General features: G+C 63.2%; 15 protein-coding genes, 2 tRNA genes and 1 pseudogene. 1 reads left to right on the top strand and 17 read right to left on the bottom strand.

Annotation, left to right across the window (positions count from 1 at the left end; genetic code table 11):
* Window positions 1–60: 60 nt before the first annotated feature.
* The 13 genes from OLSU_RS00185 to OLSU_RS00125 all read right to left on the bottom strand — a co-directional run bounded on the left by OLSU_RS00185 (window position 61) and on the right by OLSU_RS00125 (window position 10,828).
* Window positions 61–780, bottom strand: a complete 720-nt coding sequence (locus OLSU_RS00185; RefSeq protein WP_013250917.1) for an NUDIX domain-containing protein — start codon at window positions 778–780, stop codon at window positions 61–63.
* Window positions 781–789: 9 nt separating this feature from the next.
* Window positions 790–2,085, bottom strand: coding sequence for a phosphoribosylamine--glycine ligase (gene purD / locus OLSU_RS00180; protein WP_013250916.1), 1,296 nt, complete (start codon window positions 2,083–2,085; stop codon window positions 790–792).
* A 15-nt stretch (window positions 2,086–2,100) separates the two neighbouring features.
* A complete protein-coding gene (locus OLSU_RS00175) occupies window positions 2,101–3,003 on the bottom strand; it encodes a DegV family protein (protein ID WP_236697224.1) in 903 nt (300 codons plus the stop codon).
* Between the two features lie 44 nt (window positions 3,004–3,047).
* Complete coding sequence (locus OLSU_RS00170; protein WP_013250914.1) at window positions 3,048–4,328, bottom strand: adenylosuccinate synthase; 1,281 nt, start codon at window positions 4,326–4,328, stop codon at window positions 3,048–3,050.
* A gap of 72 nt (window positions 4,329–4,400) precedes the next feature.
* Window positions 4,401–5,795, bottom strand: coding sequence for a replicative DNA helicase (gene dnaB / locus OLSU_RS00165; protein WP_013250913.1), 1,395 nt, complete (start codon window positions 5,793–5,795; stop codon window positions 4,401–4,403).
* Window positions 5,796–6,241: 446 nt separating this feature from the next.
* Window positions 6,242–6,763 (bottom strand): 50S ribosomal protein L9, encoded by a 522-nt coding sequence (gene rplI, locus OLSU_RS00160; RefSeq protein ID WP_013250912.1) that lies wholly within the window; start codon window positions 6,761–6,763, stop codon window positions 6,242–6,244.
* A gap of 24 nt (window positions 6,764–6,787) precedes the next feature.
* Window positions 6,788–7,663 carry a YybS family protein gene (locus tag OLSU_RS00155; protein ID WP_013250911.1) on the bottom strand — a complete coding sequence of 292 codons (876 nt, stop codon included), beginning with the start codon at window positions 7,661–7,663 and terminating at the stop codon, window positions 6,788–6,790.
* 188 nt (window positions 7,664–7,851) lie between these two features.
* The gene (gene rpsR, locus OLSU_RS00150) at window positions 7,852–8,124 is read right to left on the bottom strand and encodes a 30S ribosomal protein S18 (protein WP_013250910.1); all 273 of its coding nucleotides are present in this window, start codon (window positions 8,122–8,124) and stop codon (window positions 7,852–7,854) included.
* Window positions 8,125–8,167: 43 nt separating this feature from the next.
* Window positions 8,168–8,629, bottom strand: a complete 462-nt coding sequence (locus OLSU_RS00145) for a single-stranded DNA-binding protein (RefSeq protein WP_036576318.1) — start codon at window positions 8,627–8,629, stop codon at window positions 8,168–8,170.
* A 47-nt stretch (window positions 8,630–8,676) separates the two neighbouring features.
* Window positions 8,677–8,970, bottom strand: a complete 294-nt coding sequence (gene rpsF / locus OLSU_RS00140; protein ID WP_013250908.1) for a 30S ribosomal protein S6 — start codon at window positions 8,968–8,970, stop codon at window positions 8,677–8,679.
* A gap of 264 nt (window positions 8,971–9,234) precedes the next feature.
* Window positions 9,235–10,365, bottom strand: coding sequence for a DUF4013 domain-containing protein (locus OLSU_RS00135; RefSeq protein WP_013250907.1), 1,131 nt, complete (start codon window positions 10,363–10,365; stop codon window positions 9,235–9,237).
* Between the two features lie 235 nt (window positions 10,366–10,600).
* Window positions 10,601–10,690, bottom strand: a tRNA-Ser gene (locus OLSU_RS00130).
* A gap of 47 nt (window positions 10,691–10,737) precedes the next feature.
* Window positions 10,738–10,828 (bottom strand) — tRNA-Ser (locus tag OLSU_RS00125).
* A gap of 145 nt (window positions 10,829–10,973) precedes the next feature.
* Between OLSU_RS00125 and OLSU_RS00120 the strand changes: the two genes are divergently transcribed.
* Complete coding sequence (locus tag OLSU_RS00120) at window positions 10,974–11,744, top strand: trimeric intracellular cation channel family protein (protein ID WP_041548736.1); 771 nt, start codon at window positions 10,974–10,976, stop codon at window positions 11,742–11,744.
* A gap of 76 nt (window positions 11,745–11,820) precedes the next feature.
* On the opposite strand, the gene typA is transcribed toward OLSU_RS00120, so the two are convergent.
* The 4 genes and pseudogenes from typA to OLSU_RS00100 all read right to left on the bottom strand — a co-directional run bounded on the left by typA (window position 11,821) and on the right by OLSU_RS00100 (window position 16,512).
* Entirely contained in the window at window positions 11,821–13,659 is a 1,839-nt protein-coding gene (gene typA / locus OLSU_RS00115) for a translational GTPase TypA (RefSeq protein ID WP_013250905.1), read from the bottom strand.
* A 149-nt stretch (window positions 13,660–13,808) separates the two neighbouring features.
* Entirely contained in the window at window positions 13,809–14,273 is a 465-nt protein-coding gene (locus tag OLSU_RS00110) for a hypothetical protein (RefSeq protein WP_013250904.1), read from the bottom strand.
* Between the two features lie 41 nt (window positions 14,274–14,314).
* Window positions 14,315–15,396 (bottom strand): annotated as a pseudogene (locus tag OLSU_RS09725) (dihydroxy-acid dehydratase domain-containing protein).
* Between the two features lie 207 nt (window positions 15,397–15,603).
* Window positions 15,604–16,512: a phosphotriesterase family protein gene (locus tag OLSU_RS00100; protein ID WP_013250903.1), complete on the bottom strand. Its 909-nt coding sequence runs from the start codon at window positions 16,510–16,512 to the stop codon at window positions 15,604–15,606.
* Window positions 16,513–16,515: the final 3 nt, after the last annotated feature.

Raw genomic sequence — 16,515 nt, 5'->3', positions numbered from 1 at the left:
TATACGCATAGCCCCGCATGCGTTGGGCGGCCGGAAGGCGGCACGCCCCCGCGAGCGGCCCTACTCCTCTGACGTGGGGGCCAGGCGGCGGGCCACGGCATCGCAGACGAGCGCGCCCACGACGGTCTTGGCGTCCTCGATGCGCCCGTCCAGCACGGCGTCCACGAGCTCGGACAGCGGGACGAGGTCCACGTTGATGAACTCGTCGTCATCTGGCGAGGACCGGGTCACTCTGAGCCCGGTTGCCATGTAGATGTGGATGAGCTCGTCGGCGAAACCGGCTGACGTGGCGATCGTGGTGAGGAAGGCCATGCGCTCGGCACGCACGCCCGTCTCCTCGGCAAGCTCGCGCACGGCGCAGTCGAGCGGGTCTTCGCCGGGATCGAGCTTGCCGGCGGGCAGCTCGACCGTCACGCGCCCCAATGCCGTGCGGTACTGACGGACCAGACAGATGCGACCGTCGTCCGTAAGCGCCACGACGGCGACGGCGCCTGGGTGGCGCACTACGTCACGCAACGCCTCGCGGCCGTCTGGCATCCTCACCCGCAGTCGATCCACGTTGAAGATGCGACCGGTCCACGCCACGTCCTCGGACACGACATGCTCCGCCAGGCCACTGTCCCGCGGGTCCTCCTCGCCCAGGACCAGGCGGCGCGACTCGGGAGCGCCGGACTCGTGGTCGGCAGCCGGAAGGTCGCCGTCAAACGTGAAGGCCCGCGCGCTGCCGGCCATCGCGTCGATGGCCTCGCCGAGTGGGTCTCCGTCTCCCTTGCCTGACATCACTGCCCCCTAGAGGTTCGCGCGGCCCTTGATGGCCTTGATGCCTATGTCATGGCGGTACGTCTTGCCCTCGAAGGAAATCCTGTCGCAGGCCTGATAGGCCTTGTTGCGAGCTTCCTCGAAGCTGGGTGCGATGGCCGTGACGTCGAGTACGCGGCCACCGTTGGTGAGGACGTTGCCTTCGTCGTCGAGCGTGGTGCCGGCGTGATAGACGAAGACGCCCTCCATGGCGTTGGCGTCGGCAATGCCCGAGATGGGCTTGCCCTTCTCGTAGTGGCCAGGATACCCCTTCGAGGCCAGCACCACCGACACCGCCCAGTCATCCTCCCAGCGGACCATGGCCTCATCGAGCGAGCCATCGTCGCAGGCGAGAAAACACTCCACGAGGTCGGCTTTCATGCGCGGAAGGACCACCTGGGTCTCGGGATCACCAAAGCGCGCGTTGAACTCGAGGACCTTGGGACCGTCCTTGGTCAACATGAAGCCACCGTAGAGGCAGCCCTGGTAGATGATGCCATCGGCGCGGAGTTGACCGACCACCTGCCGCTCGATTCGGACCATCTGCTCGAGTTCGTCGGGAAGCAGGATGGGTACGGGCGAGTAGACGCCCATGCCACCCGTGTTGGGGCCGCGGTCCCCGTCGAGGGCGCGCTTGTGGTCCTGCGAGGTGGCGAGCGGTACGACCGTGGTGCCGTCGGTCAGGGCAAGGAGGGAGCACTCGGGACCGTCGAGCATCTCTTCCACCATGACGGTGCTGCCCGCAGCGCCAAAGTCCGTGAAGCACTCGTGGACGCCGACGAGGGCCTCCTCGGTGGTCTGGGCGACGATGACGCCCTTGCCGGCGGCAAGGCCGTCCGCTTTCACGACGCAGGGACCGCCCAGGCCACGCACGTAGTCGGCACAGGCACGCTCATCCGTGAAGCTCTGGTATGCGGCGGTGGGAACGCCCGCACGGGACATGACCTCCTTGGCGAACTTCTTGGAACCCTCCATCTGCGCCGCCGCCGCCGAGGGCCCGAAGACCGGGATCCCCTCGGCACGCACGGTATCGGCCACGCCGGCGACGAGCGGGGCTTCGGGACCGATCACCACAAGGCCGATGCCCTCGCGTCGCGCGAAGCCCGCTACGTCCCGAGGGGACTCCTGGTTGACGTCTGCCACCTGGGCCAGATCGCGCATGCCGCCATTGCCTGGCGCGACCCAGAGCCTCCCCGCGCGCGGGGAGGCGGCGAGCTTGACGAGGAGCGCATGCTCGCGGCCACCAGAACCCAGGAGCAGGATATCGATCTTTTCGGCGGCGGCCATAGTGTCCTCCAATGTTCAGTCGACAGGGCGCATGAGGGAAGTGGCCTCATCGGGCTTGATGAGCGAGGATGGGGCATAGGACAGCCCGACGGCACCAATGCCCAGCCGGGCCGTCGTCGACGGGTTGGTGCTGAGGATCGCGGAGCGGGTCGCCTCGAACTCGTTGGTGACCAGGGGCTTCTCGACCACCGCAAGCTGGCGGGGAACGCCGGCGGTGACCTCGACGTAGGTGAGGGGGCCCACCTTGCGGGCGTAGGCGCTCATGGCGCGGGCCATGTTGCCGGCAAGGCGCGACAGGTCGTTGGAGCTGAAGAGCTCGGTGGGCGTGCCGTCCTGGTTGACGCTAAAGACCCGACGCAGCCCCAGGGCGCGCGTCCGCAGGCGATCCGCCCTCCCCAAGATGCCGCTTTGACGGGTGGTGCCGTGTGGGAGGGGCGAGGATTCGGACGCCGGGACGAACAGCGCCCGGGTAGCAGAGGCGAGCTCCTGGGCCCTGATGACGGCAGCGTCCGCCGAAAGGCCCGCGTCGCGGTCGGCGACCATGCGCGCGAGGACGATTGCCAGCTGACCTGAGTAGCAGCGACTGTCCAGTACGCGGATGACGGCCCCCTCGACGGAGGACGCCGCGTCGAGCGCAAGGTCGTACGCGTCGCTCAGCGCGCTCGAGGTATGCAGGGACACGATGTCCACGACGCCCTGCCCGACGAGCTCGTGATAGCAGCGCTCAAACTCCCCACGTGAGGGGGCAGAGACACCAACCTGGCCCCTCGTCGAGGAGTAGCGGACGAAGAAGTCCGTGGGATCAAGCTCAACGCAGTCACGATACCGGGTGCCGCCCATACGCACGACAAGGGGAACGAGCGAGACCTTCGCCCTCTCGAGACTGGAGAGGGAAAGGTCGCACCCGCTGTCACACACGATCGCAAATTTGCTGCGCGCTACGGACGACAGGGTTGACAAGGCTACTTCCAATACCTATCGATTGTCTGGTCGCGGTCGGGGCCGACCGTGATGATGGAGACACGGACGCCCGCGAGCTGCTCGAGGAAGTCGATGTAGTCCTTGGCCTCGCGCGGGAGCCGGTAGAAGTCGCGTACGCCAGAGATGTCGCAGCCCCAGCCAGGCAGGGTCTCGTAGACCGGCTTGGCATGGTAGAAGACGCTCTGGTGCTCTGGGACGGTGCGGTAGGTCTTGCCATCGCACTCATAGGCGACGCAGACCTTGATCTCGTCCAGGCAGCCCAGCACGTCAAGTTTGGTGATGGCGAGGTCCGTGAGTCCGTTGACGCGAGCCGCATAGTTGACGACAACGGAGTCGTACCAGCCGCAGCGGCGCTTGCGCCCGGTGGTCACGCCATATTCGTGACCCACCTCGCCCAGCCTGTCGCCGATCTCGCCCTCGAGCTCCGTCGGGAAGGGTCCGGAACCCACACGCGTCAGATAGGCCTTCGCGATGCCCAGGACGCGGCCTATGTTGGTGGGACCCACGCCCGAGCCGGTCACCGCTCCGCCAGCCGTGCAGTTGGACGAGGTGACGAACGGATAGGTGCCGTGGTCGATGTCGAGCATGGTCGCCTGGGCCCCCTCGAAGAGGATGCTCCTCCCCGCCTCGAGCTGCTCGTTGAGGAACAGCGAGCTCTCGACGATGTAAGGGCGGATGCGCTCGGCATACGGGAGGTAGGTCTCGCAGACCTGATTGACCGTATAGGTCGGCATCTCGTAGACCTTCTCGAGGATGGGATTGGTGTAGGCGAGGGCCGCCTCGAGCTTCTCGCGGAAGATCTTCTCGTCCAACATGTCCTGGACGCGTAGGCCCGTGCGGTTCATCTTGTCCATGTAAGTGGGACCGACGCCGCGCTTGGTGGTACCGATGAGGTTCTTACCGAGCCTCTTCTCATGCGCGCCGTCGAGGTCCTTATGGTAGGGCATGACGATGTGGGCGTTGCCTGAGATCCTTAGCTCGTCGCAGGAGATGCCCTGGGCCTCGAGCATGTCGATCTCGCCGAGGAGCACCTCGGGGTCGACGATGCATCCGTTGCCGATGACGGGGTAGGTCCCGTCGTACATGACTCCGGAAGGCACCTGATGCAGTGCGAGCTTGTGGCCGTTCGCGATGACCGTGTGGCCGGCGTTGGCGCCACCGGCATAGCGGCACACCACGTCGAAGTCGCCGGAGATGAGATCGGTGACCTTGCCCTTGCCCTCGTCCCCCCATTGCGTTCCAACAAGCACTGATGCCGGCATGTGAGTCTCCCTTGCTGGATGGTCCGTCCGGCCCGCAGGGTAGCAGCGGGCAGTCTCAAGTATACGGCAGCGTTACTCCGAATGCGTCCGGTCGACCTCGACGAACTTGGTCGAGCCGGGGAGGAACATGAGCGGGACGATGTCCAAGGGGCCCGAACGGTTCTTGGCGATGATGAATTCGGTCACGTTCATGTCGGGGCGGTCGGGCCTCTCGGACTCCTCCTCGGTCATGGAGCGGTCGAGCAGGATGACGATGTCGGCGTCCTGCTCGATGGAGCCGGACTCGCGCAGGTCAGAGAGCTGCGGGCGCTGGCCCTTGCGGTCCGTCACCTGACGGTTGAGCTGAGACAGTGCGACGACGGGCACCTCGAGGTCCTTGGCCATGATCTTGATGCCACGCGACATCTCGGAGACCTCGGTGGCGCGAGAGTCCATGCGCTGGCGTCCCGAGGGCGGAGAGAGCAGCTGCAGGTAGTCTACGAGCACGATGCCGCGCTCCTTCCCGTTGAGCATGCGCCGCGCCTTGGCGCGGATCTCCGTGACGGTAGTGCCTGGCGTGTCGTCGATCATGATGTCGAGCCGCGAGAGGTCGCGCGTGGCATCCAGGATGGTGGGCCACTGGTTGTCCTGTATGCGAGCCCCCCGGATGGCGGACAGGGGGATGTGTGCATAGGCGGAGAGCAGGCGCTGGGCGATCTCGACCTTTGACATCTCGAGCGAGAAGAACGCCACGGACGCACCGTGGGCGGCCGCGTTGGTGGCAAGGTTCAGCGCGAAGGAGGTCTTGCCGACGCCCGGCCGTGCGCCGACGACGATCATCTGGCCAGGCCTGAGGCCCTGCAGGCGGGAGTCGATGCCCGGGTACCCCGTCTGGACGCCCATGAACTCTGCGGGGTCCATGCAGGCCTCGCCTAACTCGGTATAGAGGTCGCCCATGACCTCGGAGAGGTCCGAGTAGCTATCGCCGATCTCGCGGTTCGTCACGCCCAGAAGGAGGTTCTCGGCGGAGTCCACGACCTCCTTGGTGTCCTCCGGGGCATCGAAGGCGAGGGCGGTGATCTTCGCGGACGCCTCGATGATGGCCCGAAGCGTCGCGTCCCTGTGAAGGATCTCGACGTGATGCTCCCACGAGGCCAGGGAGAACGAGTTGTTGTTGAGCTCGAGCAGGAAGGCCATGCCGCCGATGCGCTCCAGGCTACCGGCACTCCTGAGATGGTCGGAAAGGGAGATGGGGTCGACCGGGCGGCCCCGGTCGAACATCTCCTTCATCGCGTTGAAGACCGTGCGATGCGAGTGGAGGTAGAAGTCCGTCTCCTCAAGGTGAACCAAGCACTCCTGCAACACGTCCTGGGAGAGCAGCATGGCTGAAAGGATGGACTTCTCGGCCGCAAGGTCCTGCGGCATGGATCCGCCACCCGGAAGGGCACCGTCCGAAATTCCCCCATGGCTGCCATAGTCGTCTGACATGTCTGGTCCGATCGCTCGTGTGAGATGGATGCGCCGGAATGGTACCTCATGGTGGAGACACTTTCTCTGACCATAACTGCTATCAACAGGGCATTGTTGATAGCTACTCGGAGCTAGCGGCGCGTTTTTACCTTTTCGACGTTTTCAACAAGTTTGGAAAGTTTTTCCAGCTCGGTTTTCGACACCGGCGAGCCTTTGGAGTGATTTAAGCAATTGGGCCTTCTAGGTGCTGTTTAACATATTTCTCCGCATGTCAAGTCACGTTTCCGCAGGTAAATTGCCTAGCGCCAAATTACATAAAAAGAGAAGTCCCCACCGCAACTTGAGGGTTGCGGTGGGGACGGCCATGGGCGCCTTGGCTGCCGGGCCTTCGACGCCCAGTACCTGACCTGTTGGTCTTGTTGATATCCCCAGCTCGCGAAGAGGGCGATGGAGGGCACCAAAACCTACTCGGTGACGTCCTCGGGCCTCTCTTCGGCCTTAGGCTCGGAAGTCTCGGTGGTGCCTGCCTCGGGAGCCTCCTCGTCGATGCCGACAAGGACGGTGATGATGGCATTGATGTCACGATAGAGGTTGATCTCGACCTCGTGGCGACCGGCGGTCTTGATGGTGGCGCCGCGAGCGACGCGCTTGCGGTCCACCTCAACGCCAAGCTCGGCCTTGATGGCATCGACGATCTGGTTGGTGGTGACGGAACCAAAGAGCTGGTCGTTCTCGCCAACCTTGGCATCGACGGTGACGGATTTGCCGTTGAGCAGCTCCTTGGTCGCGTTGGCATCGGAGATGCGCTTCTCCTCGCGCTTCTCGATGTTGTGGCGGCGCTCCTCGAGCTGCTTGACGTTACCCGGGGTGGCGGGCTGGGCGATCTTGTTGGGGAACAGGTAGTTCTCCGCATAGCCCTGGGCGACCTCTACGATGTCGCCTTCGCCGCCCTTGCCCCTGAGCTCACCCAAGAGGATGACTTTCATGGGAACTCCTTCGCTGTGATCGGCCTAGGCCGACTTCTTGCTTTCATGTTCAGCCCCGCCGCCCCCAAGGCCGCGGAAGTCCGCGACGAGGTCGACCAGGCCAAGTGCGCTCGAGACGAAGAAGGCCGTCTCGAGCCAGACCGCTACGATGACCCACAGGAAACTCGTGAGACGCGAGTTGCCCGCGCGTCCGATGGCCCACATCTGCACCGCGATTCCCTGAACCGCAAGCGCAGCACGAGCCGCCGTGAAAACGTTCCTCCCCACCAGCTGGATGAGATCCGGTTGATAGGGCGACTGCACCCCAAGCACGGTCGCAACGGCACCCAGGACAAAGGCAAGGCCCATCCAAAGTGGCAGCCTCATCTCCGTCAGGCGCAACGACGTGCGGGGAAGCCCGCAGGCCTTTTGGGCCGCCCTCGTGCCCAGCCGGGCGAGAAGGGCGGACAGGGCCGACTGTAGGAGGTACGCCATGGGCCAGAAGGCCTTGTAGAGCTGGAGGGCAGATGCGAGTTCCATCCTCCGGCTCATCTCTACCGAACCTCCCAGCATGCCCAGGTAACCATCAGCCAGGTGCTCGAGATACGCGGGGAGCGTCGTCCCGCTCTGCAGGGCGGCCATGGAGTCGACGCCGATCGCGGCGAGGGAACCCCCTGCCATGACCAGGCACTCCGGGCCGAGCGACCTCCCGCGTCCCGATGTGGCCACAACGTAGCCAAGGGAGATGCAACATGCCACCAGCGCGGATGGAACGTACCCCACCCCGACCACGAGACCCGCAAGGACGGCCGACACCGCGGCGACGGCAAAGGCCGAGAGCCGTGCCCCTTGGCCATCCCTAGCAGACGCGACGGTGACTCCGTATGCGATCAGGGCACATGAGACCACGGGGCTCAGCATCGTGGCACACATGCCACCCGCGACGGCCCAGAGAAGGCCCCGCTGGACCCCGCTGGGCGCAGACGTCCCCCGAGACGCACTCCCATGGGGGTTGAGGTGCGCGTACCCACTGCGGAGTCCGTCCGGTATGACCGGTCGTCTGTCGGAAGAGCCACTCACGAACGTAAGCGATCTTTGGTACCGGCTCGCTAGCCGCGACCACGGCCACCGCGGCTGGAGACCACGGAGACGGTGTACGGCAGGAGGGCCATCTCGCGGGCGCGCTTAATGGCGACCGCGATGTCATGCTGATGCTGCGTGCAGGCGCCAGTGACACGACGAGGCTTGATCTTGCCACGATCGGTCATGTACTTGCGGAGGAGCTGCGTGTCCTTGTAGTCGATGAACTCGACGTCCTCCTTGCAAAACTGGCAATACTTGCGACGCGGCTGGCGCTGTTCGACTTGCCTTTGCTTAGCCATGTCCTAATGCCTTTCCATCGGCGACCAAAGGATCGCCGTCTCGTTAGAACGGGATGTCCTCGTCGTACACGTCCGCCGCGGGCGGGGTGGATACGGGGGGACGCGGGGCCTGTGGGGCGGGCGTGGGCGCCGGGGTCGCATAGCTGGGATAGCCGTCACCGCCCTGCTGGCCCGCGCCCCTCTGGGAGAGGAACTCGACCTCGTCGACGATGACCTCGAGCTTGCTGCGCCTCTGGCCGTCGCGCTCCCACTGGCTCCAGCGGAGCTTGCCCTCGATGGCAACCTTCTGCCCCTTGGAGAGGAAGCGGGAGAGCGGCTCGGCGCGGTTGCCGAAGACGACGCAGTCGACGAAGTTGGGGACGTCCTCCCAGTCGCCCGACTGCGGGTTGCGGCGACGGTCGTTGACGGCGACGCCGAAGGTGAGGACCTGGGTGCCGCTGCCCGTCGCGCGAAGCTCGGGGTCGCGCGTGAGGTTTCCTGAGATGTTCACCCTGTTGATGCTCACGTAGCTCACTGCCTCTCATCCGTGGGCCGAGGCCCACACTTCCGGAACTAGTCCCTGTCGGTTCGACGAACGACCATGTGGCGCTTCACCGCATCGTTGATGCGGAGAACGCGGTCGAGCTCGGCGATGTCTGCGGGGTCTGCGTGGAAGTCGATGAGGGTATAGTCGCCCTCGTTGAGCTTGTCGATCTCGAAGGCAAGCTTGCGCTTGCCCCAGTCCTCGACGTTGTCGATTGTGCCGCCGTTCTCGGTGACAGCGACGTCAATGCGCTTCATGACGCCGGCGCGAACCTCCTCGGTACACGCGGGATCGACAAAATACAGCAGTTCATAAGCCTTCATGTGGTCACCTCCTCTGGGCTAACGGCTCCGGTTCGTGAAGGTTGCACCCGGAGCAGGAAAGGTCGGCGTTCGATGGTAGCACAGATGTCTTGCGATCTTCCAATGACGTTCTCTGGTGCCAGCCTCCCATACAGTCCCCACATACGGGAATGCTGGCACAGGGCGCTTGCAAAGGCGCGCCCCCTGGCTCGCCAGAAGCTTGCCAGGGGGCGCCGCCATCTAACGCATGGGCACCACATCAGTCTTCGCCGGGAAGGAGAGGCCTCACTCGGCCGTGCCGTCAGCGGTCTCGGCCGAAGGTGCGGAGGCAGGCTCGGGACCGGGTTCGGAAGCAGGTGTGACCTCGGCAGCCTCAGCGGGGTCCTGGGTCTGCTCGACAGCGGGCTGCGGCGCTGCCTCGGCCTCTTGCACGACGGTTGTCGCAGGTGCCGCTGCGGACTCCGTGGGGACCTCGGCGGTCGGCTGGGCGGAGGTGGCAGCCTCGGCAGACGCGGGGGGTGCGGGCTGGGCGGGGACTTCGGTCGGGGACGCCTGCTGTGACGCGGGCGAGGGGGGTGTCGCCGGCAGGCCCACGGGCCCGACCTCGGGCAGGGGATCACCGCTAGCGCCCCAAGCGGGGACGTTGAACTGGCGCATCCACAGTGCAACCATGGTGACGGTGATGAGCGAGTAGAACGACGCGAGGACGTTGCCAAGGTAGATCGCGACAACGATGCCCGGAACCATCGAGCCGACCGTATCGGCCATCATACGAAGGGCCATGGCGTCGGTGGAGGGATAACCGTAGTAGTAGCTGCCGTAGTAGCCACTGGAGCTCGTGGCCACGAAGGTGGCCAGCTGCATGATCAGGGGCATCAGCAGGACCGAGAAGAGGACGGCCATGATGATGCCCACCACGAGGCTCATCAGGCAAGTGACGCCCGTGACGTGGGCGACGCCGCCGAAGTCGCGCTTGAGCATGTCATAGAGTCTGTTGGCCTGATAGCCCGCCTTGAAGTCCTGGTAGATTGCGGCTCGTAGGGCGGCCACGAAGAACAGGACCTCCGAGAAGACCGTGACCACCAAGATCAGGATCTCAAGGACGGAGCTGTAGTGGAACAGGCTTCTCAGCAGAGCGAAGACGAGCATGAGCGCGAGGTTCCAACCCAGCATGACGACGAAGCCGCGCCAACCGCTCTTGATGCAGGCCCCCACGCCCACGCCCTTCTGCTTGGGGGCTGCGTCGACCCCCCATGCCGTGAGTCGCGCCCACTCGAGGGCATAGCCCAAGACGCCCAGGGGGCCGGCTATGGGTACGACGGTGGCAATCGCCATGACCAACAGGACCTTGATCCAGCCCTTGTCGCGCGTGAGTAACCGCCATGAGCGGCCGTAGTAGTTCGTCTCGCCTGCCATGTATGTCTCCTTTCGCTGGCGCCTTGTCTAGCGCGGGCCAGTTCTTCCGGAAGTGCGCAACCCGTTTGGGTGCCACTAGTTTAGATGAACCATGTTAACGGGGGTTTAAGGACTATCGAACGATTTGGGGGCTGCGACGGGGGGACGGAAGCTCGGGTTGGTGCGATTCGGGCGAGCACCCGAGTCGGAGGCATGAAAAGGGGACCCGCTTCCCAGCGGGCCCCCGTTGCAACGATGGCGGAGGAGGAGGGATTCGAACCCTCGTACCCTCGAAAGGGTAAACGGTTTTCGAGACCGCCGCATTCAACCACTCTGCCACCCCTCCGAAGGGCGATTCGAAAGTGGCGCCCGCAGGCGCCACTCGAATAATTCTGGCGGAGAGTCTGGGATTTGAACCCAGGATACGCTTTAGGCGTATACACGATTTCCAATCGTGCTCCTTCGGCCACTCGGACAACTCTCCTCAAAACCGCGCATGACAGTATACATGACCAGGCTTCCCTTTGGCTAGCACATTTTTTCTACAAAGGGGGTCAGGGAGGGTGCCGAGGCATTACCATGGCAGGGCACGGACGCGCCCGACACCCTCCGTCCCATGGGAGAAGAACGTGATCTCAGAGCTGATATCCTCTGCCAGCCCGGACACCGCCGCCGTCGCCATTCCCGCGTGGCTCGACATCACCGCCGTCGTCGTCGGCGCCATCTCCGGCATTCTCGTCGCACGCGAGCGCAGGCTCGACCTCATCGGCTACATTGCGCTCGCCATGTTCGGCGGCCTGGGCGGCGGACTCGTCCGCGACGTGGTCATGCAGCGGGGGTCGGTCTACATGCTCAGCTCGCCCTACGCCATCCTCGCGACGGTGTCCGCCGGAGTCGTGGGCTTCCTGTTTCCAGGGATGTTCGGCAGCTTTCCCGGGCTACTGGAGTGGGTCGACATCATATCGGTCGGCCTGTTTGCCGCCGCGGGCACCGACAAGGCCATGGTCTTCTCGCTCAACCCCCTGGCCTGCGTACTCATGGGAACCATCACGGGCGTGGGCGGCGGCATGCTGCGCGACGTGTGTTTGGGGGACGTCCCCAGGATCTTCCGTCGCAGCAACTTCTACGCCATCTGCGCCATCGGTGGGTCGATGTCCTACTACCTCCCCGTCACGCTCATCCATCTGCAGCGCCTGTGGGCGACGGTCCTCTGCGTGCTCATCACGGTGCTGCTCAGGCGCTGGTCGCTTCGCTTCAACGTGATGTCGCCCGCAGACATCGACCTGACCCCGCGCGTGATGGACAGGGCCCGGACCGTCGTGACCTACGCAAAGAACGAGGGCGTCGCGCGCTCCAGGCGCGTCATCCGCCGACCTCATCGCGGGGCGGGCGACCTGTAGGGCACAGGGCGCGGCCAAGGGTCGCGCTCCACATCACCGTCGTTGGTCATCGAGGGTCCGGGTCTCCACGCCCGACCTACTTGTCGACCATCCCATGGCGAACGCGCCACTTGCGGCGGTCGGTCTCGTTCAGGATGCGCTTGCGCATGCGGACGTTCCGGGGCGTGATCTCAACCAGCTCGTCATCCATGATGTACTCGAGTGCCTCCTCGAGCGAGAAGGTCTTGGGCGGCGTCAGCTGGACGGCGATGTCTGCGGTCGATGAGCGCTGGTTTCCAAGCGACTTGGTGCGCGCGATGTTGACGACCATGTCGCCTGGCTTGGAGCGCTCGCCCACGAGCATGCCCTCGTAGCACTCGGTGCCGGGCTCGACGAAGAGCGTGCCGCGCTCCTGGAGGGTACCCAACGCATAGGCCACGGCCTTCTCGGTGGACATGGAGATCATGGCGCCGTTCTGGCGGACGCCCAGTTCACCGGCGTAGGGTCCATACTCCAGGAAGGTGTGGTAGAAGACCGCCTCACCGTGCGTGACGTTGAGGATGCGATTCTTGAGGCCCATGATGCCGCGGGTGGGGATCTTGAACTCGAGGTGCGTCTGCGTGGTTCCGGCGTCCATGGAGACCATGGCCCCGCCAGAATTGCCGAAGACCTCGATGACCTTGCCGGAGAATTCGCCCGGACACTCGACGACCGCCTGCTCGACAGGTTCGACGGTGTTGCCGTGCTCGTCCTTCTTGAAGAGCACGCGCGGACGACCGACCTGGAACTCGAAGCCCTCGCGGCGCATCTGCTCCATGAGGACGGACAGGTGCAGGATGCCGCGGCCACTGACCTCGGTACCCGTCTTGTCTGGGAGCTCCTCTATGCGCATGGTCACGTTGTTCTCGCGCTCGGCCTCCAGGCGCTCCTTGAGCTGGCGCCCGCCGACGATGTCGCCCTCGCGGCCGACGAGGGGAGAGGTCGAGGGCTCGAACACGATGGAGAGGGTTGGCGGGTCGATCTCTATGGGCTCGAGCTCGACGGGATTGTCGGGGTCGGTGTAGACGTCGCCGATGTCCGTGGAGTCGACGCCCACGACGGCGGCAATGTCACCGGCCTGGGCCTCGCCGCACTCCCTGCGGCCCAGGTAGTCGAAGGTGAAGAGCTGCTTGACCTGACTCATGGCACGCGACCCGTCGTTCTTCACGACGAGGATCCTGTCGCCCGTATGGATGGAGCCGGAGTAGATGCGACCGATGCCAACGCGTCCGACGTAGTCGGAATGGTCGATGGTGACGCACTGCATGGCGAGAGGGCCGTCCAGGTCGACGTCGGGAGCGGGCAGGGAATCGACGATCATGTCCATGAGTGGCAGCATGTCACCGTTGCCGTCCTCGGGATCGAGGCGGGCGAAGCCGTTCACGGCCGAGGCGTAGACCACGTGTTCCATGCTGAACTCGAGCTGCGCGTCGTCGGCACCCAGGTCCATCATGAGGTCCAGGCAGTCGTTGAGGGCCTTCTCGGGGTCTGCGCCGCCACGGTCGATCTTGTTGATGCAGACCATGATGGAGAGCCCGGCTGCGATGGCGTGGCTCAGCACGAAGCGGGTCTGGGGCATGGGGCCCTCGGCCGCATCGACGAGCAGGACGGCTCCGTCGGCCATCTTGAGGACGCGCTCGACCTCGCCGCCAAAGTCGGCGTGGCCGGGCGTGTCGATGACGTTGATCTTGACGCCGTTGTACTCGATGGATATGTTCTTGGCGAGGATGGTGATGCCGCGCTCGCGCTCCTGGTCATTGGAGTCGAGCACGCGCTCCTCGACCTGCTGGTTGTCACGGAAGGCGTGGGTCGCCTTCAACATCTGGTCGACGAGGGTCGTCTTGCCGTGGTCGACGTGGGCGATGATTGCGATGTTCCTGATGTGCTCCTGGAGCATAGGCACCTCTTCGACGGGTTCAAGCGCTGTAGCCTGACAACTGTATATCAGGCGCAGGCGTCACCCCATACCACATGCGTCACTCCACGTAAACTGCTCTGTCCGCGGACGGTCATGGGGACGGGCGCGTCCAGGGGGATGCCCGACGGTCAGATCAGCGGCTCCACCTCACCGGCAGGCGCAGGATCGGTCCACCTGAAGCCATCGCCCTCCCCCCTGCCGTCCACGTACGAATAGGCCGAGAAGGCTTTGTGGCCCTCCTCGCCAAACTCCAGCAGCAGGGCATCCTGGTAAGCGCCAGACTCGTCGGCCACGGCACCCTCGTAGGCAAGTGCATAGCGCACCGGCGACGCAAGGCCGCTCTTCTGGTCGCCGCCAGCACGAACCAGCTGGCGAACCTTATCGTGGGCCCCGTCAAGACAGGCCTCCACGCCATCGGCCGCAAATTCATACGAGGCCACGTTGCCCTGGGCGTCCGAGATGACCAGCAGCACGTTCACCGGCCTGCCCTCCGCCAGGAGGTCGAACGCGTCGCCCATCAGCTGCGAGGACAGCGCGTCCAGCTGCGGTGTGATGCCGTCGGCGCGGTATGCGTCCTCGTTTGCGTATGCCATGGCGTGTCCTCTGTACGACGTCTCTCCTGCGATGGTACAGCTTAGCCTCCGCCAAGGCTAACCGCACGTCGAGATGAGGAGTGCCGTAAAAGCGCCTTGGCACTCCATAGACGCCAATGCTTATCAACAGACTCCCTTAGGAAATGCAAGCCATTAGCGTTACCGCACAACACCTGAATTCCGTTCGCAGCAGATGTGGGATCATCCCGGACACGAATGATGCCACGGTCGATTGACACGTCGCAATCGAGGTTAGCCTGCAGGGTCTCACCCGTCACCGTCAAGACGGAAACGTCGAGATCCTTCTCTGTGGTCTTCATCACTGCGGGAACGCCGCCAGCCTTATACAGGTTGATGCAGCTGATGTTGCCATTGGAAACAACGTTGCAGACAACGGGCGTCTTGCTCGTAATTTCAGCCACCATGCCCACGTGCACTTAAGTCCGAGTTCGGCGACAAGCGCAGACAGATGAATGAGCGCATTGAACGAGCCGCCTATGAAGGCGAGCGGTCTAACGGCATTGTCGATAGCTGCCTGCGTCATGATATCAGAGGGTTTGATGTTCCTCCAAACCATATCGACCACACGCGCGCCCGTTCTTCGCGCACTGAATCTGCGCTGGCTTGTGCTGCTGGGCAATAGTGCCCCATACGGAAGCATCATACCCAGCCCCTCACTCAGACAGGCCATGGTATTTGCCGTTCCGAGGAAGGGGCAGGCGCTGGGACCTGTGTAGTACTTAAGCGTACCTTCAATCACATCACGTTCCGTAACTTCGTCACGCAAGAACGCGGCCCTTAAGGCCTTGGATTCGGAGGGTTTGATTTCATCGTAGCAAAGCCCGGCAGTAATCAACGCAGAAGGGAGATTGAGGCGCACCGCTGCATTAAGCATCCACGGAATAATCTTATCGCATGACCCCATGTATACGACTCCGTCGAATACGCCCCCCACGATCATCGCCTCACAGGAGTCGGTTATCAGATCGCGGTGAGGTAGACAGTAACGCATGCCCGAGTGGCCCTGTGCTATTCCATCACACGTGGCAATAGTGTTGAATTCGATTGGTTCACCACCCACCTCGAGAATGTCCTTCTTAACTTCTTGGGCCAGCTGGCGCAGGGGTTCGTGACCGGGGCAGACTTTGTTCCAGCTGTTCGCAATCGCGATGAAAGGCTTATCAGTATCCTCAAGCGAATCGATTGAGATTCCAGCGGAAGCAAGGTAAGCCTTGCTGATAGCCCTCTAGAATGGCTCAAGCCGATCAATCTTGCGTCGCACGGTATCTCTCCCCCTAAGAGTTCGCGAAACGAAGTTCGTCCGCCCTTATTACTCATCCCACGCAAGAACATGGCGAGGGTTGTCCACGATCATCTTCGTGTATTCAGCCTCAGAAATACTCTCCAATAGATAGCTTCTCAAAGCTGTCAAGATGTAGGCAAGTCCAGGTCTTCCTCCGTATGATACGAAGTAGTCCTTCTTTCCCATGTCTCCTGCCAGACATATCTTGTCGCCGCACCCCGTCTCAACAAGGTTCGCAATCATTTCCACACGTTCGTGGTCATGACCCTCTAAATCACGCCCAACATGGTCAAACGACAGGTATGCCCCACGTTCACAAAGACTTCGGATGTAACCAAAGTCCATCGTCAAGTCCGTATGTGACAAACAGACGTGCTTGGCATCAAAACTATATTTTTCGAGCAAGTCAAGCTGCTCGTGTCCCATCGTTCCCTTGTCGCAGTGAGTGATGATAGGCAAGTGGTATTCGCGCGCCAAGGGAGCGACTATCGAGAAGGCCCTGTGTTCGCGACTCGTCACCTCACCGAAAGATGTCCCGAGCTTGGCAGCTCCTGGGTGCACCCCAGAGTAGCCAATGCCATCTACAATCTCACGACGCAGTTCTGCTTCAATCTCGTTATCAGTAAGCTGATCAAACCAGCGGGGAAGCCAGAGATCCTTGTGAAACCCGGTGACGCAGATAATATTGACACCTGACCTCCGCGATATCTCCCGAAGCGCCTCGGTGTTACGACCATATCCCAGCGGAGTGAGCTCAACGATTGTTTCTCCACCTGCCAGGCCAAACAGTCGAGCTTCTTCGACGCTCTTCTGTAGAACGTCCAACGTGTATGCGTAGTTACGATGAAGCTCGTCAGGGGCTACGTAAAGATGCTCGTGAATGAGGGTCTTGCCAAGCTTGCTTGTCTCGATTGTGCCGAGTACGGTATTGACCATCGC

This window comes from Olsenella uli DSM 7084 (assembly GCF_000143845.1).
Taxonomy (GTDB): Bacteria; Actinomycetota; Coriobacteriia; order Coriobacteriales; family Atopobiaceae; genus Olsenella; species Olsenella uli.
Note: the sequence above shows the minus strand (reverse complement) of the source record. Positions and strands in the feature narration are given on the sequence as shown.